Origin of the sequence: Burkholderia sp. AU31652 (assembly GCF_002223155.1) — a bacterium.
In the GTDB taxonomy this organism is placed as follows: Bacteria; Pseudomonadota; Gammaproteobacteria; order Burkholderiales; family Burkholderiaceae; genus Burkholderia.
The window spans coordinates 215,900-235,711 of record NZ_NKFG01000007.1; the positions used below are offsets into that span (position 1 = coordinate 215,900).

Below are 19,812 nucleotides of genomic sequence, written 5' to 3' on the forward strand. Positions count from 1 at the left end.
TGGGCGGGATGCCGTGACATCGGGTGGCGCGCCGGTCAGCGCGCTTGCAGCACGGGCAGCAGCGCCTGCAGGGCTGCCTCCTCGTCGGGGCCGGTGGCCAGCACCTGTGCGGACGTGCCGCCGTGCACCTGCAGCGCCGCGACGGCGGCGCTGTCCTTCGCATCGCTGCTGATCCCGTTCGCGATCAGCAGGATGTCGCTTTCGAAGCCGCGCGCCGCGTCGGCGGCGGCTGCTCGTGCGGCGTGGCCGCGATTGCGGTTCCACGCGGGGCCGATTTCAACGAACACAACGGTTGCCACGATGTCGGAGAGCCTCTGGACGGAACGTCGGGATCGGTGTGCGGCGCCGGGCCGGCGGTGCGCCAGACAGGCGAGAAACGCGCTGTTCCGCATGACTCCGGAACGCCGGCAGCGCTGCCGGGGCATGCGCATCCTGCGTGGATGTGCCGGCATTCTCGGTGAAACGGGCCGCAAGTCCGGCGAACGGCGCGAAAAAGCCCATTATAATACAGCAGCCAAGATATGTGTATTGCATTATAATGCCGTGTGCGCCGAAGGCGGCTCGCCGACCCGTCGGCACGTGCCTTCAGGCGGGCCGGGCGACGCTGCCAGCGCGCCCGGCCTTTTTATCGACGACTCAACTCCCCCTGAATGGAAGCCGCAATGAACGCCGCCCCCGCCTGCCCGCAATGCGCGATGGAAAACACTTACCCGGACGGCACGCTGACCGTATGCGCGGACTGCGGCCATGAATGGTCGGCCGGCGCCGGCGCCGAAACGGGCGACGAACCGGCGGGCGACGTCGTCAAGGACGCCAACGGCAACGTGCTGTCGGATGGCGACTCGGTCGTGCTGATCAAGGATTTGCGCGTGAAGGGCTCGTCGATCACGCTTAAGATGGGCACCAAGGTCAAGAGCATCCGGCTCGTCGGCGGCGATCACGAGGTCGACTGCAAGACCGACATGGGGGGCTTCATGCTGAAGGCCTGCTACCTGAAGAAAGTCTGAGCGCGCCCGCTCCAATCGACCGTCAGTAACTGACTGCCCGTTCATGGCCGAGGATCGAATTTCCTACGACGCGTTCGTCAGGTTCCTGGCAACGCCGCTGAACGACGGCCGGCCGTTCGTGCTGGAGACGCAGCACGCGCTTTCGCTGCACTTCGACCATTTCGGCACGCAGAGCTTCATGTCGCTCCGGGATCCGGGCCGGCTCGAGCTCGGCTATACGCGCGTGATGATGGGCTTTCTGCTGCTGCAGCCCGAGCCCGCGCACATCTGCATGCTCGGGCTCGGCGGTGGTTCGCTGGCGAAGTACTGCTACCGGCACTTGCCCGGCGCGACGATCGACGCGGTCGAGATCAATCCGGACGTGATCGCGCTGCGTGACGCTTTCAGGATTCCCGCTGATGACGGCCGGTTCACGGTGGTGTGCGCCGACGGCGCGGATCATCTGGACAGGGCGGATGTCCGGACGGACGTGATCCTGCACGATGCGTTCGTCGCCGACGGCATGCGTGGCCGCTGTACGGGCGCCGCATTCCTCGCCGCATGTCACGCGCGCCTGAGCGAAAACGGCGTGCTGGCAATCAACTTCATGGACGACGATCCCGCGCTGCCGGAGCATCTCGAGCAGTTGCGATCCGTATTCGGCATGTCGTATACGCTGGCGCCGTGCGGCGACGACAACAACTTCATCGCGTTCGCATGGAAGGGTGGCAGCCGGCTGCCGTCGCTGCGGATCCTGCTCGAACGCGCACTGGCGTGTGCGCGGGCCGGCGAGCTCAAGCTGGCGGCCACGGCGAGGCGGATGAAGGCCGGGGAGAGCGTCGACCCGCAGCGGCTGGTGATGCGTGCGCAGCCGCACGGGCGATGGGAAATCGGCGCGTAGCCTGCAGGTAGGCGCGGCCTGTACGGCCGTCTTTACTTCACGCGCTTGCCGAGCGCGCTCTTGGTCTTGTACGTTACGCCGTGGCGGTCGAGATACTCGCGGATCAGTTGCCGCACGACTTGCGACGGCGTGAGATCCTGCTCCGCGCAGAGCATCTCGAAGGCTTCCTTTTTCGCGGGATCGATCAGGACGGTCAGGCGGGCGGTTTTCGTTTCCATTGCGGGGCGAGGGTGGTCGGTATGTTAATCAAATTATAATCGATCCGCCTTCGGCGCCACCGCCGAAAGCGCGCTACCGGTGCGCGATCAGCGCCTGCTGCGGAGCAACGCGAGCAGGTCGTCGATCACCGGCACGATCGCGAGCGTGACGAGCACCGCGGCAAGCGGCACGGTCGACACGTAGCCGACATGCTTGAAGCCGATCGCGCCGGCCAGGCCGCCGATGAAGAACGACGCGAGCATCGTCGCGTGAATCCGCAGTTTCGAGCGGTTGGCGACCACCGCATGCGCGTCGACGTCGACCGCCGACCGGTTCCAGTAGAACACCTTCCCGAGCTCGATGCCGAGGTCGGTCACGATGCCCGTCATGTGCGTCGTGCGGATCTCCGCGCCCGACAGCTTCGTGATCGTCGCGTTCTGCAGCCCCATGATGAAGCACAGCAGCGTCACGGTCACCGGCACGAAGAAGGTTTCCCACAGCGCGAGGTGGCTGCCGAGCAGCCCGAACAGGAGCAGCAGCGCGGCCTCGACCAGCAGCGGCAGCATGAACTGGCTGTGCAGGCCGCGACGGCGGCCCCAGTTGACGAGGATCGCCGAGCAGCTGGCGCCGATCAGGAACGACCCCAGCGAGCTGATGCCGGCCAGCGCGAGCCGCACGTCGCCGAGCGCCGTCTGGTCGGCGATCGCCGACACGATGCCGCTCATGTGCGACGTGTATTGCTTGACCGCGAGGAAGCCGCCGGCATTGGCCGCGCCGGCGACGAACGCCAGCGAAAACCCGAGCTGACGGTTCGCGGTCGCGCTGCGGTGTTTTCCCGTCAGGTTTCGAAAGTACTGCGCTGGCATAGGGGCTCAGGGGCTTCGCTCAATCGCCGCGAATCGCGGGCACGGACGTGACGACCGGCACCGGACGGCAGGGCGGGCACGCCGCCTGCCCACAGGTGCCGGCTCTCTCGAATCATGTGACGAACATGATAATGCCATTATCATACTCTGTTAGTCGAATAGGGCTTTCAGTACAATGTCATCCGGCGCGGCCTGACAGCGGCCCGACTGCGGCTTCGCTGCCGCACGGCCGCGCCGCCCGCCTTCGCGATCACTTCTGCCCACCGCTTCATGACCCCGATCAAGTTCATTCTTCGCTATACGGCGATCCCGTTCACGGCCATCGTGGCTGTGGTGATCTGGACTGTCATACCATCGTCGAAAGAGATCGATGCGAGACAATATGCGGCGCTGTCGCGCGCGTACGCGAGTTTCCCGCTGCCGTTCCGGCGCGAGATCTCGGAAACGATGGACCACGGCCGGATCAACGACCGGCGCTACCAGGCGCTCGTGCGCGATTCGCTGGGCAATGGCGTCGCGCTGGACTGGCCGGCGTCGGGCGTCGGCGCGCTCGCCGACGAGCGGCACAAACTGGCCGAACTGCTTCAGGCCGATTCCGATCTTCAAGGGCATCACCAATGAAAACTCTGCTGGTTTCCGTGGCATTCGCGATGATCATCGCGAGCCTGATCTTCGCGCTGTATTTCATGAATCACGATCGCGGCAAGTCCAAGCGGATGGCATGGTCGCTCGCGGCACGCGTCGGGCTGTCGGTCACGCTGTTCCTGTCGCTGCTGATCGCTTACAAGCTGGGCTGGATCGAGCCGACCGGGTTGCCGATCGGGCGCTGAAAGGCGAACGCCCCGTTGCATGCGGGGCGTTTGCGCAAATGCGAGTTTGGCTCTCTCATCGATCTATTGTGATAAGAAAACTTATCGTGATGATGGGGTTGTGTGATCCAAAATCAGGTTTCGCACGACGCGCGACAGAGACTGCCCACGCTGCAACGGCAGCGCAGGGGCGTTGACACGGGTCTTCGCGAGACCACGGCCAGTGACAAACCTGAATTCGCGACGTGCAGCCTCATGAATTCACGAGACCTTCGCACCTTCCGGCCAACGTTGAACGGCTAGGTGACAACCTTGCTTCGCAAACCGCGACAATTTCATTCTGGTCAACGCTACCCGGCACACGGCACCGCGCGTGCAACAGTTGTGATGCGCAGAGGCCCCATGGACAAAGCCGCCGCGCTCGCTCGCCGAGCGCGGCGTGCTACTCTCGCGAACGGCACCGGCCAGGACAGTTCAGTGGTGCGCGACCCGTCAACATGGTGGATTCACGCATATGTACTCGATCTTGCCTGCGTTCGTATCTGCGTTGTTTCTCGGGTTCGGCCTCTACGTGCTGGCCACCAAGGGGCTCACGCGGGTATCCGTCCCGTTCGCCCTGATGTGCGCGACGACCTTCGTCTGGCAGGGAACGTGGGCCTTCCTGTTCCAGACCACCGACGCGGACGTCGCCAACGTGCTGGTCAAGGCCGGCTATCTGTTCATCCTTTTTCTGCCGACGACCTTCTATCATTTCGTGACGGAGATCGTGTCGCGTCGGGACGAGCGGCCGATCATATTCGCGTCCTACGGACTCAGCGTCCTGCTGGCCGTGCTGCTGGTCACGAGCAATGCGGTCGTCGATGGATTCCGCCCGCATTTCTTTGGCCCGTATCCCAAGGCGGGCCCGCTGCATCCGTTGCACGTCGTGCAGACGGTACTCCTGGTCTGCCGCAGCGGTTGGCTCCTGATCGAGGCAAGACGTCAGGGGCGGGCGCGAGACGTCCGGCAGTTGCTCACGCAATGCCTCGTCAGCCTGGGCCTCTACTCGCTCGCGGCGACCGACTACGCGGTGAACTACGGCGTCGACTTCTATCCGGTGGGGGTGCTGTTTATCGCGATCAGTCTCGGGATACTCGCGACGTCGATCGTCCGCTATGGGCTGATGGGTCCCTATCTGCTGGCCGCGACGGTCGCGCACGAAGTGGCCACGCCGCTGGCGGCGATCGGCCTGCACGCGGACGAGCTGCGCGCTGTCCTGCCGGAGCTGCTGCGCGGGTATCGGCTGGCGGTGCAGCACCGGTTGTGCGCCGACGGTTTGTATCCCGGACAGCTGGAGCGGCTGCCGACGCTCGCGTCGTCGATCCGGCGCCAGGTCGACACCACCAGCACGGTGGTCGAGATGTCCCTGGCGTCCTTTACGCTGGACCGACTCGATCGCCACAGCTTCGCGGCCTATCCGATACGGGCCTGTGTCGACGCCGCCGTGGATCGCTTTCCGTTCCGTCCGGGTGAGCGGGACCGCGTATCGGTCGACGCGATCGATACGGACATCCGGTTTTTCGGCTCCGACTCGCTCGTGATCTTCGTCATCTTCAATCTGCTGAAAAATGCCCTGTACGCGATCCACGCCAACGGCCGTGGGCAGATCGAGATCGACGCGCATCGCAGCAACGGTTACTGCGTGGTGCGTTTCAGCGATACGGGCCCGGGCATCGCCCCTGATGTGCTCCCTCAAATTTTCGACGCCTTTTTCTCGACCAAGTCGCACGGTCGCGGCGCCGGCATGGGCCTGAGTTTTTGCCGCCGCGCATGTGAAGCGCTCGGTGGCACCATCACGTGTGAATCCGTTCCCGGCATCCGCACCACGTTCACGATCCGGCTGCCGGAGCCCGGGGCGCCGGCGGACCCGACACTGAACGGTCCGCCGGCGCTCCCCCCGCGCTATCGCATCGGGTAGGGCGGTCTCACGTTCAGTTCGCGGCGGACGGCAGGATCAGCTCATACGCCTTGACCCGCTCGATGATGCCCGGCGGAAACCGGCGGATCCGCTTGTCGGAACCGGCAAACACGATTTGCTGATACCCCAGCGACACCTGCCGCCCGTCCACGTAGAAGCGAAACAGCAGGTAGGCCGAACATTGCCGAACCTCGAACGTATTGAGAAAGCAATCGACACGCTGGAACGGAAACGTCTCATGGACGTATTCCTGATGCGCGCGCTTCGTCACGAATGCCCCGCCGGCCCCCATCAGGTTGTTGTGGATGCATTCGTGAAACCAGCGTTCACGGCACACGCCCTGCCATTCGAAATAGCGTGCGAAATAGGTATTCATGAAGGCATTGGAATCCTTGAGGTAAATGTCCACCACATGGTGGAAGGTTTTCTCGGAAATATGGGCCGTTTCGTTGGAAAGGACGTGAAGAATCGCGTCTCGCGTCAACATGGATAACTCCTTGAATCGCTACTGGCGGTAGCGGCGCATTCCTTCAACGAGAAGGAATGGCCCGATTCTCCCCGTGCAATTCCGCGGAGCGGTGCAGTCGAAACGTGCCGAATTAGCGAATGAAGAGCAGTTGATGTGCGTCGCACTTTCGCCGGATAATTGCCGCGATAATCATTCGCGGCAAAGCGTCTCCGTTGCCGCATTTTCTTTTGCTGATTTATCGAGACCCTTATGCAACCCTTCGTCAGGCAGCCGGTGCTTTACCCCGTGTCCGTGGTATTTGTCGACGACAATCCGGATTTCCTGCAGGCGCTGCGGGGCGCATTTCCGGACGAACGCCTGAACCACTTTTTTACGCACCCCCGGGCGGCGCTCGACTTCGTGTCGTCGCGCGACGCGGAGATACCCCCCACGGCTGCGGACTATTTCGGTGCGGAGAAAACCGGCGGGAATGCGATCGGCGAGGATGCGCTCGCCGATCCTGCCCGATTCGAGGCGGTGGGCGCGGTGGTCGTCGACTATTCGATGCCGGAGGTCGACGGCATCCAGTTCCTGACCTCCATCCGCAACGCGAACTGCATGAAAATCCTGCTCACCGGCATCGCCGACGAGCGCGAGGCGGTGGCCGCGTTCAACGCGGGACTGATCGATTGCTATCTGAAGAAAACCGACGTCGAGATGGCGCGCAAGCTGGCGAGCGCGCTGGACGACGCGAAACGCAAGTGCTGCGCGGCCCGCGGGCACATCAGCCTGCATGAAGCGGGAGCGACCTACCGGGATCCACGGATCGTCAAGCTGATCGATGAGGTGGCCGCGCGGGAAGGCATCGTCGAATACTACTGGCGCCCCAATCAGGACGCGGTGCTGATGTTCGATGCCGCCGGCGCGCCCAGTGTATTTCTCGCCTGGAGCGAAGAGGACTGGGCGTTCCACTGCGATATCGTGTCCGACGCGGGCGGACCGGCCGAATTGCGCCAAGGCATGGAAGCGCGCCGCATCATGCCGCTATTCTGGCCATTTCAGGCCTATCGGCCGGGCCTCGCGGACATTCGCCGTGCGGCCCCGCTTCCCGTTCCGGGATGGCATGGCACGTTTTATAGCTGGATCCGGCTGGATGATCCGGCCACCGAGCACGAACTGCCTACATTGGCAAAATGGCGTCACGCGTAAAGGATCATCCGCTCATTTTCAAACGGGCGGTGCTGTCGTCGTCTCGGTAGCCACTCAAACTGGAACAATCCCTGTCAATGTTGTCAGTTATCAGCGGCGCGGGATTTTGTTTCAATACACACCTTGTTCCGAGGGCCACCCAATATTCCAATAGACGGCACATCCGTTCAGTGCAGACCGTTGACCAACGGTCTGCACGCGCTCTCAATATCGATCGATTCTCGATCTGATATTGTCACCACACTTCACAAAAGCTGCAGCGGCAAACGATCCGCGAATTTCCGATTGGTGCGTTGAAGCGCGTTTTCACGGCGCGTCGATTGAGCTCGTTTGCCGCATTGCGTCCGTCGGGCCCGTCATGCATTGAAACGGACGCCCACAGGCGCCCAACACCATTAATACGCGCCGGAATGCGGCAATCGAACTGAAATCGAAAGCCGTGCAGTGATCGTCGTGAAATGCGGGATCGGACCCGCATCCGATCGAGCGGTATTTCAACGGCCTGTTATCCGCCCGACTCACTCGCAAAGTCATGGCGATACGCGCGGGGCGAGCAGCCCACGATGCGCTTGAATGCATGTCCGAACGCGCCATCCGAGTCGTATCCGAGCCCAGCACGCGAATGTCCTGAAGGGGCCGTGCACGTACCCGACCCGGCGACGGAATCGTGACGGCCGCCGCGATCGGCCGTTTTCGCACGTGAGCCCGCCGTCCGCCGCCGCGCCGTATGCGGGAGCAGCGATCTTTATCAGCGCAGCAGATAAACGTATCGGAATCGCTTCGTTGACGCCGTCCGGCACGCACTCGTAGATTCGCGTTTTGACCGAATCAGGGGCCGTGCCATGACGACTACCGCCATCCGCGACGACGCATCGCTTTGCGCCGGGCATCCGCCCGCGTCGCGGCCGCGCGTTGCGGCGCAGCATTTCGACATCGTGCCGTTCGATGCGCCGCTCGGTGCCGAAGTGGTCGGCGTCGACCTGTCGCAACCGCTCGACGCCGGCGACTTCGCGCGCATTCATCGCGCGCATCTCGACCATCACGTGCTGGTGTTTCGCGACCAGCGCATCACGCCGGACGAGCACATCGCGTTCAGCCGCCGCTTCGGCCCGCTGCAGATCCACGTGCTTCACCAGTTCGCGCTCGCCGGCCATCCGGAGGTGCTGATCGTGTCGAACGTCGTCGAGAACGGCAAGCCGATCGGGCTCGGCGACGCGGGCCATTTCTGGCACTCCGACCTGTCGTACAAGGAGAAGCCGAGCCTCGGCTCGCTGCTGCATGCGCAGGAACTGCCGGCCGAAGGCGGCGACACGCTGTTCGCGAACATGCATCTCGCGTGGGACACGCTGCCGGCCCATCTGCGCCGCGCGGTAGAAGGGCGGCGTGCCGAGCATACGTATCTCGCACGCTATGCGGAGCTGCAGGCGCGCAATCCGTGGCGGCCGAACCTGTCGCCCGAGCAGATCGCGCAGGTTGCCGCGGTCGTGCATCCGGTCGTGCGCACGCATCCGGAAACGGGCCGCAAGGCGCTGTTCGTCAGCGAGCATTTCACGACGCGCATCGTCGGGCTGCCCGACGACGAAAGCCGCGCGCTGCTCGACGAGCTGTTCGCACACAGCGTGCGTGCCGAGCATGTGTACCGGCACCCATGGCGCGAGCACGATCTCGTGTTCTGGGACAACCGTTCGCTGATGCATCTCGCCGCCGGCACGCCCGACCACCTGCGCCGCAAGCTGTACCGCACGACGATTGAAGGCGACGCGCCTTTCTGAGCCACGTGCCGCGTCAATCTTCCGCCCCATCCTGACTGGAGTTCCGATGCCGTTCTCGTTTTTGCCGGCGCGCCGCGCGCTGGCGGCCGCACTGACCGCAACGCTTGCGTTCGCCGGCGCGCTCGCCCCGCAAGCCGCGCACGCGGAAGGCCGCATCCGCATCGCCGAGCAGTTCGGCGTCGTCTACCTGATGCTGAACGTCGCGCGCGACCAGCAGTTGATCGAAAAGGAAGGGCGCAAGGCCGGCCTCGACATCAAGGTCGACTGGGTCCGGCTGTCGGGCGGCGCGGCCGTGAACGACGCGCTGTTGTCCGGCGCGGTCGACATCGCGGGCGCGGGCGTCGGGCCGCTGCTGACCGTGTGGGACCGCACGCGCGGCCGGCAGAACGTGAAGGGCGTCGCGTCGCTCGGCAATTTCCCGTACTACCTCGTCAGCAGCAACCCGAACGTGAAGACGATCGCCGACCTGAGCACGAAGGACCGCATCGCGGTGCCGGCGGTCGGCGTGTCGGTGCAGTCGCGCGTGCTGCAGTACGCGGCCGCGAAGCAGTGGGGCGACAAGCAGTTCGACAAGCTCGACGCGCTCACGCAGGCGATTCCGCATCCGGACGCGACGGCTGCCATTCTGGCGAACAGCACCGTGATTACCGGCCACTTCGGCAATCCGCCGTTTCAGGAGCAGGAACTCGCCGGCAACCCGAATGCGCACATCGTGCTGAATTCCTATGACGTGCTCGGCGGCCCGAGCTCCGCGACGGTGCTGTATGCCACCGAGAAATTCCGCGACGACAACCCGAAGACCTATCGTGCATTCGTCGCCGCGCTGGCCGATGCCGCGCGCCAGATCGCGGCCGATCCCGAGCGCGCGGCCGATACCTATATCCGCGTGAACGCATCGAAGATCGATCGCGCGCTGCTGCTGAAAATCCTGCGCAATCCGCAGGTGCAGTTCAAGACCGCGCCGCAGAACACGCTCGCGCTCGCGCAGTTCATGCACCGCACCGGTGCGATCCGCACCGAACCGAAGTCGTGGCGCGATTACTTCTTCGACGATCCGGCGACGGCCGGCGGCAGCTGAGCGGAGCCGCTTCGACGCCGCGATCGACGCTTATGCGTCGGTGCGGTTTCGATATGGGCAATCGATGGTTGGTCCGCGAAAGGTCTGGCCGCATGCTGATGCTTTACCCGCAAGAGATTCGATCGTGAACGCCACTTCTCCCCGAACCTGGATGCCGCCGTATGCGGCACGCGGCGGCGCGGCGCCTGCCGTCCACCCCGTGCCCGACGCGCAGGTCGCCGGCCGGCCCGCGCCGGATGCCGCACAGGCCGGCGCGCGCAGTGAACGCCTGCTCGTCATCGACCGCGTGAACCTCGAATACCGCAGCGGCGCGCGGATCGTGCGCGCGACCCACCAGGTCAGCTTCGACGTGTATGGCAGCGACCGCTTCGTGCTGCTCGGCCCGTCGGGGTGCGGAAAGTCGACGTTGCTGAAGGCGATTGCCGGCTTCATCGAGCCTGTATCGGGTTCGATCGCGCTCGACGGTCGGCCGGTGCGCGGGCCGGGCCCTGACCGCGTCGTGGTGTTCCAGGAGTTCGACCAGTTGCCGCCGTGGAAGACGGTCGTCGAAAACGTCGCGTTTCCGTTGCGTGCCGCCGCCAGGTTGTCGCGCGCCGAAGCACGGGAGCGCGCGCTGCATTATCTCGACAAGGTCGGGTTGAGCGGGTTCGCCGACGCCTATCCGCACACGCTGTCGGGCGGCATGAAGCAGCGCGTCGCGATCGCGCGCGCACTGGCGATGCAGCCGCGCGTGTTGCTGATGGACGAGCCGTTCGCCGCGCTCGACGCGTTGACGCGCCGCAAGATGCAGGAGGAACTGCTGCGCCTGTGGGACGAGTTCCGTTTCACGCTGCTGTTCGTCACGCATTCGATCGAGGAAGCGCTCGTCGTCGGCAACCGGATCCTGCTGCTGTCGCCGCATCCGGGCCGTGTGCGTGCGGAACTCAACAGCCACGAGCATTCGCTCGACAACGTCGACACCGGCGACTTCCGCGACAACGTCGCGCGGATCCATCGCCTGCTGTTCGATACCGACACGACCCGCGCCCCGACGACGGAGGCATCTGCATCATGAGCACGATCGATCCGGCCCTGCCCCCGCTACCGCCCGTGCGCGCCGAATACGAACGCACGCTCGACACGCTGCCCGACGCCGAACGTGCCGTGCCGGCTCCGCTGTGGCGTCGCGTCGCCGGTGCGGGATGGTTTCGGCGCAGCGTCATCGCACTCGTGCTGATTGCCGCGTGGGAGATCGTCGCGCGCATCGTCGCGAACGATCTGCTCGTGCCGACCTTCGGCGCGACGCTGGCCGCGTTCGTGCAGGGCATCGAGTCCGGCGAACTGCTGGTGAAGACGGGCATCTCGCTGTCGGTGTTGCTGCGCGGCTACGCGCTGGGCGTGTTCTTCGCATTTGCGCTGACATCGCTCGCGGTATCGACGCGCATCGGCCGCGACCTGCTGGCGATGCTGACGTCGATGTTCAATCCGCTGCCGTCGATCGCGTTGCTGCCGATCGCGCTGCTGTGGTTCGGGCTCGGCACCGGCAGCCTGCTGTTCGTGCTCGTGCACGCGGTGCTGTGGCCGCTCGCGCTCAGCATGTATACGGGCTTCGCGGGCGTGCCGGCCACGCTGAAGATGGCGGGGCGCAACTACGGCCTCACGGGCCTGCGCCAGATCGCGCTGATCCTCGTGCCGGCCGCATTGCCGTCGATCCTGTCGGGCCTGCGCGTCGGCTGGGCATTTGCGTGGCGAACGCTGATCGCGGCCGAGCTGGTATTCGGCGCGAGCGCGGGCCAGGGCGGCCTCGGCTGGTACATCTTCCAGAACCGCAACGAGCTGTATACGGATCGCGTGTTCGCCGGCCTCGCGGCCGTCATCGTGATCGGCCTGCTCGTCGAGAACCTCGTGTTCGACACGCTCGAACGCGTGACCGTGCGGCGCTGGGGCATCCAGCACTGATGTCACCGCACGCGGCAATTCCCGGCGCATGCATAACGTAAGCTGAAATCGGCTTTTCACGCGCGCCGGGTGCGTCCCTATACTTTGCGATGCTGCGCATGCGGCGGTTCGCGCATGTCGCGATCGCGCTGCGCAGCGCCCGATCTTCCCGGACAAGGACTTGCCGAATGACTGCCCGTGATGCCGTCGATCCGCGCGACGCGTTGCGCGACGCGCTTGCCGCGCTACCCGATCTCGCGAACGCGATCGGGCAGGATGCCGCGCAACGCGAGGCGCGTCGCGAACTGCCGTTCGAGGGGTTTGCGATCTTCCGCCGCTCGGCGCTGGGCGTGCTGCGGATTCCGGTGGAGCGCGGCGGCCTCGGCGGCACGCTGGTCGATCTGTTCGATACGATCGCGACGCTGGCCGCCGCCGATTCGAATCTCGCGCACGCGCTGCGGATCCACTACGACCAGATCGAGACGCTGCGGCTGTCGCCGCGCACACCGTTCAACGACGTACAACTCGAGCGGGCGCTGGCCGGCGCGATCTTCGGCGGTGCGTCGACCGAGCGCGGCACGTCGCGGCCCGGCGAGAACACCACGGTGTTGCGTCGGGACGGCGATCACTATCGCGTGACGGGCCGCAAATACTATTCGACCGGCACCGCGTTTGCCGATTTCGCGCGCATCAACGTGGAGAACGAGCAGGGTGACGCGGTCGCCGTGATCATTCCCGTCGCGCGGGACGGCGTGCAGGTGCTCGACGACTGGGACGGCATGGGCCAGCGCATGACCGCGAGCGGCAGCCTGCTGCTGAACGACGTGCAGGTGTTCGCGGATGAGGTGGCCGCGCGCGACGGCTCGACGCTCGTCGGCCGCCATTGCGGCGCGCTGCGGCAGCTGCATCTCGTCGCGACGGGGGCGGGCATCGTGCGCAACGTGGTTGCCGATGCAAGCCGCTACGTGCTCGCGCACGGCCGCCCGGTGCTGCACAGCCCGGCGCCGACCGCACGCGACGATCATTTCATCCAGCAGGTCGTCGGCGAGCTGTCCGCGCACAGTCATGCGATCGACGGGCTCGTGCGCGAAAACGCGCGGGCGCTCGACCGTTCCGCCGACGCGATCGCAGCCGGCGATGCCGATGCACATGCGCTGGTGCTCGACAGCGCGCTCGCGACGGCACGCACGCAGCTCATCGTCAGCAAGCTGGCGCTGCATGCGGCGGAGCGGCTGTTCGAGGTCGGCGGCGCGTCGGCGACGGCGCGCGAACACAACTTTGACCGGCACTGGCGCAACCTGCGCACGATCTTCAGCCACAACCCGTTGCTGCACAAGGCGCGCGTGATCGGCGACTACGAGCTGAACGGCGTGACGACACACCTGACCGAAGGCCGCGTGTTCTGACCTGGCCGCGCGCGCGGCCCTCTTTTCCGGAAACCCTTCCCGATGACGACCCGCACCGGACACCTGCATCTCGGCGCATTCCTGTACCCGACCGGCCATCACATCGCCGCGTGGCGCCATCCCGGTTCGCAGGCCGACGCGGGCGTCGATTTTCGCCACTACGTGCGGCTTGCCCAGGCGGCCGAGGCCGCGAAATTCGATCTCGTGTTTCTTGCCGACGGCGTGGGCACGCGCGGCGACGACGTCGAGTTCCTGAGCCGCACCGCGCACAGCTACGTCGCGCAGTTCGAGCCGCTGACGCTGCTGTCGGCGCTCGCGGCCGTTACCGAGCGAATCGGCCTCGTCGGCACCGCGTCGACGAGTTTCAACGAGCCGTTCCACATCGCGCGCAAGTTCGCATCGCTCGACCACATCAGCGGCGGTCGCGCAGGCTGGAACCTCGTCACGTCGTCGAGTGCGCACGAGGCGCGCAACTTCAATCGCGATGCGCATTTCGATCATGCCGAACGCTACGCGCGCGCGGAGGAGTTCGCGGATGTCGTGCTTGGCCTGTGGGATAGCTGGGACGACGATGCATTCGTGCGCGATCGCGCATCCGGCCGTTTCTTCGATCCGCACAAGCGACACGTACTCGACCATCGCGGCCGCTTCTTCCAGGTGCGCGGGCCCTTGAACGTCGCGCGGCCGCCGCAGGGACACCCGGTCGTCGTGCAGGCCGGTTCGTCGCCGGCCGGTACGCGGCTGGCCGCGCGCACGGCCGAAGTGATCTTCACCGCGCAGCAGACGCTCGACGACGCGGTCGCGTTTTATGCGGACGTGAAGGGCCAGCTCGCGGCGTTCGGCCGCGATCCCGATACGCTGAAGATCATGCCCGGCGTGTTTCCGGTGGTGGGCCGTACCGAAAGCGAAGCGAAGGAGAAATTCGACGCGTTGCAGTCGTTGATCGACCCGACGGTCGGGCTCGCGCTCGTCTCGGGCCTCACCGGCGGGTTCGACCTGTCCGCGTATCCGCTCGACGGCCCGATTCCGCCGCTGCCGGAGACGAACGCCAGCAAGAGCCGGCAGGCACTGACGATCGAGCTCGCGCGCCGCGAAAACCTGACGATCCGCGAACTCTATTTGCGTGTCGCAGGCGCGCGCGGCCACTGGCAGCTCGTCGGCACGCCGGAACAGATCGTCGACCAGCTCGAAGAGCGCTTCGTGCGTTACGGCGCGGACGGCTACAACGTGATGGCGCCGACGTTGCCCGGTGGCCTCGACGATTTCATCGCGCTGGTGCTGCCCGAGTTGCGCCGCCGAGGGCTGTTTCGCGACGACTATGCGGGCCATACGCTGCGCGAGCATCTGGGGCTGCGCCGGCCCGTACGCCACGACACCACCGCCCGTACCGAAACGGCTGCCTGACGTCAGCGCCGCAGACCAGCATCGCGCAGTAGCGGCAGCACGCGCTCACCAAAGAAGTCGAGCTCGGGCTTGAAGTCGTAGAAGCTCAACTGGATGCCGTCGATGCCTGCACGGTGCAGGCGCACGATGGTATCGGCGACTTCTTCCGGCGAGCCGGTGATCGAGATATTGCCGCCGATCGCGCGCGAGGCAGCCTGCGAGCGCTGTTCGAAGCCGCCTCGCCACGCATGCGCGTCACTGTCGAAACGGTGGAAGCTGCCTTCGTCCGCATGCGCGACGATCGCGTCGCGGTACGCACGCGCTTCCGCCGCCGTCTCGCGGCAGATCACGAGCGGGTTGAGCAACGTGCGGATCGTTCGGCCGCGCGCCGCGGCGGCTGCCTTCACCCGTGCAGTATGCGCGGGCAGCGCAGCGATCGCGTGCTCGGCATCCGTGCCGGCCGGGCTCGTGACGAACACGATGTCCGAGTAGCGTGCGGCGAAATCGATGCCCGCATCGGAGCCCGTCGCGTTGATCAGCAGCGGGCGACCGTAGCGCGGCTTCGGCGTCACGAATGCGCCGCCCAGCCGCCAGCTCGACAGCACCGGCGTGTAGCTGAAATTGTCCGGTTGCGCCCACAACTGCTGGACCGCGTCGAGAAATTCGGCGGCCATTTCGTAGCGCCGGTCGTGTTCGATCCGGTTCCAGCCGAACATCTCGTGCTCGATCGCGCGGTGGCCGGTCACGACGTTGATCCCCCAGCGCCCGCGCGAGATGTGATCGAGCGTCGCGGTGAACTTCGCGAAATGCAGCGGATGCCAGGGCCCGTACAGCACGTGGCTCGTCGCGACGAGGATGATCCGTTCGGTGCGCGCGGTCAGCGCGGCCAGCGTCATGAACGAGTCGAGCGCCTGGCCGTCGAACACACCGCCGTAACCGCCTTTCGGCAGCCACTGCGACAGCGCGAACACGAGATCGAAGCCGAGTGCCTCCGCGCGCGCGACCAGGTCGGCGTTGTAGTCGAAGGTCCAGTCGGTCGTGCGCGGCAGCGTCGACGCGCTCCAGCCGCCGGCCTGGATCGGCAGGAACAGCCCGAGCATCAGCGGCTGCGCGAGGACACGCGAGACGGGGCTGTCGGGGAAATCCGCCGGTGAGCGCACGTCGACGAACGGCGACGGCGCGACCGGAGCGGCGAGGGACGTGTCGCTCATGAAGGCTTCCTTGCGGGTTGGACATGTAGCGGACGACAACGCGCGGCACGTGCGGCGGCGAATCGCCCGGGTGTCATGCACGATGTGCGTGCGCGCGGTTCGAGCCGCGTCATAGCGTGCCGGGCCTCGGATCGGACACGAACCCGTCGCGGTTCGGCATCCGCACGCGTGGCAGCGTGCGCGCGTCGAGCCGTGCATCGGCGGGCACGATGCCGTTCAGATGGAGCACATAAGCGGTGACCGCATAGACTTCGTCCGCGCTCAGCGATTGCGGCGCGTTGTACGGCATCGCGCGGCGGATGTAGTCGAACAGCGTCGTCGCGTACGGCCAGTAGCTGCCGACCGTCTTTTTCGGCTTGGCGCTCGCGAGCGAGCCCAGTCCGCCGACGAGCGGATCGCCGACGCCGCCTTCGCCGCCGGCACCGTGGCACATCGCGCATTTGTCCGCGAACACGTGAGCGCCGCGCGCGACCGTGCCCGAGCCGGGCGGCAGGCCGCTGCCGTCGGGCGCGACGTCGATGTCCCACGCCGCGAGCGCCGCGAGCGCCGCGCGGTCGACCGGCTGGCCGAGACCGTAGCCCGCGCCGAATGCGCTCGGGACGCTCAGGGATGCGACGAGCAGGCAGGCAAGCGGCTTACGCATTGCGCACCTCGCCGTCCGTGCCGATGCGCCAGTTCTGGATGCCGTTGTAGTGGTACTGCGAGTTGACGCCGCGAGCGGCGACGAGCGCCTCGCGGGTCGGCTGCACATAGCCTGTGTCGTCGGTGGCGCGGCTTTGCAGGTCGGCCGGCTCGCCGTTCCAGATCCAGTCGGCTTCGAAGCGCGTCAGCGCGCGATCGCGCACGTCGCCCGCGAGTCGAGCGGGCCGCCAGGTGCGGCCACCGTCGGTCGAGACGTCGACCGCGCGAATCCGGCCGCGTCCCGACCACGCGTAGCCGCCGATCGGGTAATAGCCGTGCGCGGCGAGCCGATGGCCGGCCGACGGCCGCGTGATGACCGACTTCGCATCCATCTCGAACACGAACTGGCGCGCGCAGCCGCCGGGCAGCAGGTTCGTGTATTTCGACGTTTCCTCGCGCGTCATCTCCGGCGCGCGCACCAGTTTCAGCCGCCGCAGCCACTTGATGTTCGTGTTGCCTTCGAAACCCGGCACGATCAGCCGTACCGGATAACCGTTCTCGGGGCGCAGCCGCTCGCCGTTCTGCGCATAGACGACGAGCGCGCGCTCGAGGATCCGGTCGAGCGGCAGGCTGCGCGTCATTGCCGCGCCGTCGGCGCCTTCGGCGAGCAGCCAGCGTGCGTCCGGATCGATGCCGGTTTCGTCGAGCAGCGTCGACAGCCGAACGCCTGTCCATTCGCAGCACGACAGCAGCCCGTGCGTGAACTGAACGGGCAGCCCGCTCGGGCCGTTCCATTCGCTGCCGGTGTTGCCCGAGCATTCGAGGAAGTGGATCCGCGACTCGGACGGAAAGCGCAGCAGGTCGTCGATCGTGAACACGCGCGGCTCGCGCACGAGGCCGTGCACGACGACGCGATGACGCTGCGCATCGATCTCCGGCACGCCCGCATGATGACGCTCGTAGACGAGGCCGTTCGGCGTGATGTCGCCGAACAGGTCGGCGAGCGGCGTCATCGACGAGCCGGAGCCGGGCAATGCCGGCGTGCGGGCGCTGCGGCGGATCACGTCGCGTTCGTGCGGCCCCGGCACGCCGTAGGGCGGCGACAGTAGCGGCGCACCCGGTTCGCGTGTCCATGGCGGCACGTCGAGCGGGGAGCGCGGAGAGAGCGGGGCGAGCGGCTGGCTTGCCAGCGCGCCGCTGGCAGGCAGCATCGCTGCCGCCCATCCGCCGGCGAGCCGGCGTAGTGCTGCGCGCCGGCCGCTGCGCGGTGGGTGGGGCGGGAAACGGGAGTCGGTCATGGTCGAACGCGTATCGTGCGCCGGGGCAGCACGCGGGGAAACGCCCATTCTCGGCAACCGAACCCGGTGCGACAAACAACGATTCCCGCTTTGCTTATCGCACCACGCTGCACCGCGCCCGATACGCTCGCCGTCAGAACTTCACGCGCAGCCCAGTGACGAACGCGACCTGGCGGTTCGTCGACGACGCGCTGCCGATATTCGAGATCGCCGCGATCTTGCGATAGCCGCCCGACGTTGCCGTGCTCGCGTCGCCGGCCGCGAGCTGGTAGATGCCGGACAGGTAGATATCGGTGCGTTTCGACAGCGCGTAGTCGAACCCGAGCGTGAACTGGTGCCAGCGCGGTTTCAGCGTCTGGCCGCCGGTGCCCGGCAGGCCGCTCGCGCGCCCGTCGGTGAACGTATAGACACCGATCAGCGTGGCGGCCGGCGTGAGCTGGTAACGCGCGTTCACGTCGTAGTTGTTGAACTTGCGCGACGAGCCGTCGAGATAGTTGAGCTGCGTGTGGCTCCACGCAAAGCCCAGCGTCGCAGGGCCGAGCGCGTAGTTCGCGCCGACCACGCCGATCTGCTGCTTGAGCACGCCGCCGTTCAGCCCGTAGAAGAATCCGCCGCTGTAGTCGTTGCCGGTGGTGGAGGTCGCACCGCCCACCGCGCCGCTCGTATTCGACGTCGAATTCGGATGATTGATGCGGACATAGCCGGCGCCCACCGACAACGGGCCGTTCACGTAGTTCGCCGACGCGCCCCACGCGTTGTTGTTCGAGAATCCGGTGCCCGCGCCACCGTTGGCCTGGTTACTGAACGCATAGAGCAGGTCGGCCGTGAAGCCGGCGATCGTGTCGCTGCGGAACTTCACCGCGTTGTTCAGCCGGAAGCTCTGGTTCATGTTGTCGTTGTCGCCCACGTGCGTGGCCGGCGACCAGAAGCCGGACCCCGAGTACTGCGCAACGAGGTCGGTGATCGGCTCGTACTGGCGGCCGAAGGTCAGCGTGCCGAGCCCCTTGCTGGCGAGGCCCACGTATGCGGAGCGGCCGAACAGGCGGCCGCCCTGGCCGAGCCCGCCGTCGCTCGGCCGGAACCCGCTTTCGAGCGTGAAGACCGCCTGCACGCCGCCACCGAGATCTTCCACGCCTTTCAGGCCCCAGCGGCTGCCGCTCAACTTGCCGCTCGTCTGCTGGATGTTGCTCGCGCCACCTTGATTGTTCGTATAAGCGAACCCGGCATCGACGACGCCGTACAACGTGACCGAACTCTGCGCATGCGCGCTGACCGAACCGATCGAAACCAAACCCAGGACTACCGTTTTTTTGATCATGACTATCCTCTGTTTTTATGGGTACATCTGCGAGGATCACGATCCTATTGATGACGGCGGTGCCGGCGAACGGTCGATCCGTGGTTTGCAAATCGCTGCGCGGCCGATTTGCAATATGAGTTGCCGCAAGCCCTGCATGTGCGCCGCGATCGCGTCCGGCACCCATGCTGCGGCGAACGTATCGCGCGAACGGCGAACGTCGAGCACCGGATACACGCGGGCGCCGTCATATCGATCGATGAAATCGTTCGATGTCCGCACTACCGGCGGCCCGGCGTGCGATGTTTTTACGCAACGCCCGCTGTGCGGCGAGCGCCTGATGCGCTACGTGCGGCCGCATATCGATTCCGCAAAACGTTGGTAGGGCCGTGCGATGCATGACGGTAGAGTCGGGCATCCGGCCTCGGGCCGGCATGCTCCGGGAACGGAAGGGC

The 19,812-nt window shown here is 66.0% G+C and carries 21 protein-coding genes; 13 read left to right on the forward strand and 8 right to left on the reverse strand.

All coding sequences use genetic code 11. The annotated features are described in order from the left end of the window. Window positions 1-35 precede the first annotated feature (35 nt). Window positions 36-299, reverse strand: a complete 264-nt coding sequence (locus CFB40_RS32940; protein WP_174970737.1) for an HPr family phosphocarrier protein — start codon at window positions 297-299, stop codon at window positions 36-38. A gap of 363 nt (window positions 300-662) precedes the next feature. Between CFB40_RS32940 and CFB40_RS32945 the strand changes: the two genes are divergently transcribed. Further along, complete coding sequence (locus CFB40_RS32945; protein WP_021158207.1) at window positions 663-1,007, forward strand: zinc ribbon domain-containing protein YjdM; 345 nt, start codon at window positions 663-665, stop codon at window positions 1,005-1,007. Between the two features lie 43 nt (window positions 1,008-1,050). Then, the gene (locus CFB40_RS32950; RefSeq protein WP_089433673.1) at window positions 1,051-1,887 is read left to right on the forward strand and encodes a spermidine synthase; all 837 of its coding nucleotides are present in this window, start codon (window positions 1,051-1,053) and stop codon (window positions 1,885-1,887) included. Window positions 1,888-1,919: 32 nt separating this feature from the next. Here CFB40_RS32950 and CFB40_RS32955 read toward each other — a convergent pair whose 3' ends face one another. Together CFB40_RS32955 and CFB40_RS32960 are read right to left on the reverse strand one after the other, a co-directional pair. Then, window positions 1,920-2,105: a ribbon-helix-helix protein, CopG family gene (locus CFB40_RS32955; RefSeq protein WP_021158209.1), complete on the reverse strand. Its 186-nt coding sequence runs from the start codon at window positions 2,103-2,105 to the stop codon at window positions 1,920-1,922. A gap of 87 nt (window positions 2,106-2,192) precedes the next feature. After that, window positions 2,193-2,951, reverse strand: a complete 759-nt coding sequence (locus CFB40_RS32960) for a YoaK family protein (RefSeq protein WP_089433674.1) — start codon at window positions 2,949-2,951, stop codon at window positions 2,193-2,195. A gap of 270 nt (window positions 2,952-3,221) precedes the next feature. On the opposite strand from CFB40_RS32960, the gene CFB40_RS32965 reads away from it, so the two are divergent. The 3 genes from CFB40_RS32965 (at window position 3,222) to CFB40_RS32975 (ending at window position 5,717) form a co-directional block, all read left to right on the forward strand. Beyond that, a complete protein-coding gene (locus tag CFB40_RS32965) occupies window positions 3,222-3,572 on the forward strand; it encodes a hypothetical protein (protein ID WP_089429650.1) in 351 nt (116 codons plus the stop codon). Then, the gene (locus CFB40_RS32970) at window positions 3,569-3,781 is read left to right on the forward strand and encodes a twin transmembrane helix small protein (protein ID WP_006489184.1); all 213 of its coding nucleotides are present in this window, start codon (window positions 3,569-3,571) and stop codon (window positions 3,779-3,781) included. The genes CFB40_RS32965 and CFB40_RS32970 overlap by 4 nt, the downstream gene beginning before the upstream one ends. Window positions 3,782-4,274: 493 nt before the next feature. Continuing rightward, a complete protein-coding gene (locus tag CFB40_RS32975) occupies window positions 4,275-5,717 on the forward strand; it encodes a sensor histidine kinase (protein WP_089433675.1) in 1,443 nt (480 codons plus the stop codon). A 13-nt stretch (window positions 5,718-5,730) separates the two neighbouring features. Here CFB40_RS32975 and CFB40_RS32980 read toward each other — a convergent pair whose 3' ends face one another. After that, window positions 5,731-6,204: an acyl-CoA thioesterase gene (locus CFB40_RS32980; protein ID WP_089429652.1), complete on the reverse strand. Its 474-nt coding sequence runs from the start codon at window positions 6,202-6,204 to the stop codon at window positions 5,731-5,733. Window positions 6,205-6,435: 231 nt separating this feature from the next. Here CFB40_RS32980 and CFB40_RS32985 point away from each other — a divergent pair, with 231 nt between their 5' ends. The 7 genes from CFB40_RS32985 to CFB40_RS33015 all read left to right on the forward strand — a co-directional run bounded on the left by CFB40_RS32985 (window position 6,436) and on the right by CFB40_RS33015 (window position 14,951). Beyond that, complete coding sequence (locus CFB40_RS32985; RefSeq protein WP_089433676.1) at window positions 6,436-7,374, forward strand: response regulator; 939 nt, start codon at window positions 6,436-6,438, stop codon at window positions 7,372-7,374. Window positions 7,375-8,216: 842 nt separating this feature from the next. Beyond that, on the forward strand, window positions 8,217-9,146 hold the full coding sequence (locus tag CFB40_RS32990; RefSeq protein ID WP_089433677.1) for a TauD/TfdA dioxygenase family protein: 930 nt from the start codon (window positions 8,217-8,219) through the stop codon (window positions 9,144-9,146). Between the two features lie 46 nt (window positions 9,147-9,192). Next, the gene (locus tag CFB40_RS32995) at window positions 9,193-10,224 is read left to right on the forward strand and encodes an ABC transporter substrate-binding protein (protein WP_089433678.1); all 1,032 of its coding nucleotides are present in this window, start codon (window positions 9,193-9,195) and stop codon (window positions 10,222-10,224) included. A 64-nt stretch (window positions 10,225-10,288) separates the two neighbouring features. After that, window positions 10,289-11,278, forward strand: a complete 990-nt coding sequence (locus CFB40_RS33000) for an ABC transporter ATP-binding protein (RefSeq protein WP_089433679.1) — start codon at window positions 10,289-10,291, stop codon at window positions 11,276-11,278. Then, on the forward strand, window positions 11,275-12,162 hold the full coding sequence (locus CFB40_RS33005; protein WP_089429657.1) for an ABC transporter permease: 888 nt from the start codon (window positions 11,275-11,277) through the stop codon (window positions 12,160-12,162). Before CFB40_RS33000 ends, CFB40_RS33005 begins: the two co-directional genes overlap by 4 nt. Before the next feature lie 167 nt (window positions 12,163-12,329). After that, window positions 12,330-13,547, forward strand: coding sequence for an acyl-CoA dehydrogenase family protein (locus CFB40_RS33010; RefSeq protein WP_089433680.1), 1,218 nt, complete (start codon window positions 12,330-12,332; stop codon window positions 13,545-13,547). Window positions 13,548-13,589: 42 nt separating this feature from the next. Continuing rightward, window positions 13,590-14,951: an LLM class flavin-dependent oxidoreductase gene (locus CFB40_RS33015; protein ID WP_089433681.1), complete on the forward strand. Its 1,362-nt coding sequence runs from the start codon at window positions 13,590-13,592 to the stop codon at window positions 14,949-14,951. Window positions 14,952-14,953: 2 nt separating this feature from the next. Here the strand turns inward: CFB40_RS33015 and CFB40_RS33020 are convergent, their stop codons facing one another. The 4 genes from CFB40_RS33020 to CFB40_RS33035 form a co-directional block, all read right to left on the reverse strand. Further along, window positions 14,954-16,141: an LLM class flavin-dependent oxidoreductase gene (locus CFB40_RS33020; RefSeq protein WP_089433682.1), complete on the reverse strand. Its 1,188-nt coding sequence runs from the start codon at window positions 16,139-16,141 to the stop codon at window positions 14,954-14,956. A 109-nt stretch (window positions 16,142-16,250) separates the two neighbouring features. Beyond that, window positions 16,251-16,784: a c-type cytochrome gene (locus CFB40_RS33025; protein WP_089433683.1), complete on the reverse strand. Its 534-nt coding sequence runs from the start codon at window positions 16,782-16,784 to the stop codon at window positions 16,251-16,253. Beyond that, complete coding sequence (soxC, locus tag CFB40_RS33030; protein WP_089429662.1) at window positions 16,777-18,060, reverse strand: sulfite dehydrogenase; 1,284 nt, start codon at window positions 18,058-18,060, stop codon at window positions 16,777-16,779. Before soxC ends, CFB40_RS33025 begins: the two co-directional genes overlap by 8 nt. 133 nt (window positions 18,061-18,193) lie before the next feature. Then, complete coding sequence (locus CFB40_RS33035) at window positions 18,194-19,378, reverse strand: porin (RefSeq protein ID WP_089429663.1); 1,185 nt, start codon at window positions 19,376-19,378, stop codon at window positions 18,194-18,196. On the opposite strand from CFB40_RS33035, the gene CFB40_RS33040 reads away from it, so the two are divergent. Then, window positions 19,377-19,742: a hypothetical protein gene (locus CFB40_RS33040; RefSeq protein ID WP_179255332.1), complete on the forward strand. Its 366-nt coding sequence runs from the start codon at window positions 19,377-19,379 to the stop codon at window positions 19,740-19,742. The genes CFB40_RS33035 and CFB40_RS33040 overlap by 2 nt on opposite strands. The last annotated feature ends 70 nt before the right edge of the window (window positions 19,743-19,812 follow it).

Excerpts from the sequence above, each read along its gene's own strand:
- CFB40_RS32965 (WP_089429650.1), top strand. The coding sequence starts at position 3,222 with ATGACCCCGATCAAGTTCATTCTTCGCTATACGGCGATCCCGTTCACG.
- CFB40_RS32985 (WP_089433676.1), top strand. The coding sequence starts at position 6,436 with ATGCAACCCTTCGTCAGGCAGCCGGTGCTTTACCCCGTGTCCGTGGTA.
- CFB40_RS33005 (WP_089429657.1), top strand. The coding sequence starts at position 11,275 with ATGAGCACGATCGATCCGGCCCTGCCCCCGCTACCGCCCGTGCGCGCC.
- CFB40_RS33040 (WP_179255332.1), top strand. The coding sequence starts at position 19,377 with ATGACTATCCTCTGTTTTTATGGGTACATCTGCGAGGATCACGATCCT.
- CFB40_RS33025 (WP_089433683.1), bottom strand. The coding sequence starts at position 16,784 with ATGCGTAAGCCGCTTGCCTGCCTGCTCGTCGCATCCCTGAGCGTCCCG.
- CFB40_RS33000 (WP_089433679.1), top strand. The coding sequence starts at position 10,289 with ATGGTTGGTCCGCGAAAGGTCTGGCCGCATGCTGATGCTTTACCCGCA.
- CFB40_RS32950 (WP_089433673.1), top strand. The coding sequence starts at position 1,051 with ATGGCCGAGGATCGAATTTCCTACGACGCGTTCGTCAGGTTCCTGGCA.
- CFB40_RS33020 (WP_089433682.1), bottom strand. The coding sequence starts at position 16,141 with ATGAGCGACACGTCCCTCGCCGCTCCGGTCGCGCCGTCGCCGTTCGTC.
- CFB40_RS33015 (WP_089433681.1), top strand. The coding sequence starts at position 13,590 with ATGACGACCCGCACCGGACACCTGCATCTCGGCGCATTCCTGTACCCG.
- CFB40_RS33010 (WP_089433680.1), top strand. The coding sequence starts at position 12,330 with ATGACTGCCCGTGATGCCGTCGATCCGCGCGACGCGTTGCGCGACGCG.
- CFB40_RS32955 (WP_021158209.1), bottom strand. The coding sequence starts at position 2,105 with ATGGAAACGAAAACCGCCCGCCTGACCGTCCTGATCGATCCCGCGAAA.
- CFB40_RS32975 (WP_089433675.1), top strand. The coding sequence starts at position 4,275 with ATGTACTCGATCTTGCCTGCGTTCGTATCTGCGTTGTTTCTCGGGTTC.
- soxC (WP_089429662.1), bottom strand. The coding sequence starts at position 18,060 with ATGACCGACTCCCGTTTCCCGCCCCACCCACCGCGCAGCGGCCGGCGC.
- CFB40_RS32980 (WP_089429652.1), bottom strand. The coding sequence starts at position 6,204 with ATGTTGACGCGAGACGCGATTCTTCACGTCCTTTCCAACGAAACGGCC.
- CFB40_RS32990 (WP_089433677.1), top strand. The coding sequence starts at position 8,217 with ATGACGACTACCGCCATCCGCGACGACGCATCGCTTTGCGCCGGGCAT.
- CFB40_RS33035 (WP_089429663.1), bottom strand. The coding sequence starts at position 19,378 with ATGATCAAAAAAACGGTAGTCCTGGGTTTGGTTTCGATCGGTTCGGTC.
- CFB40_RS32995 (WP_089433678.1), top strand. The coding sequence starts at position 9,193 with ATGCCGTTCTCGTTTTTGCCGGCGCGCCGCGCGCTGGCGGCCGCACTG.
- CFB40_RS32960 (WP_089433674.1), bottom strand. The coding sequence starts at position 2,951 with ATGCCAGCGCAGTACTTTCGAAACCTGACGGGAAAACACCGCAGCGCG.
- CFB40_RS32970 (WP_006489184.1), top strand. The coding sequence starts at position 3,569 with ATGAAAACTCTGCTGGTTTCCGTGGCATTCGCGATGATCATCGCGAGC.
- CFB40_RS32945 (WP_021158207.1), top strand. The coding sequence starts at position 663 with ATGAACGCCGCCCCCGCCTGCCCGCAATGCGCGATGGAAAACACTTAC.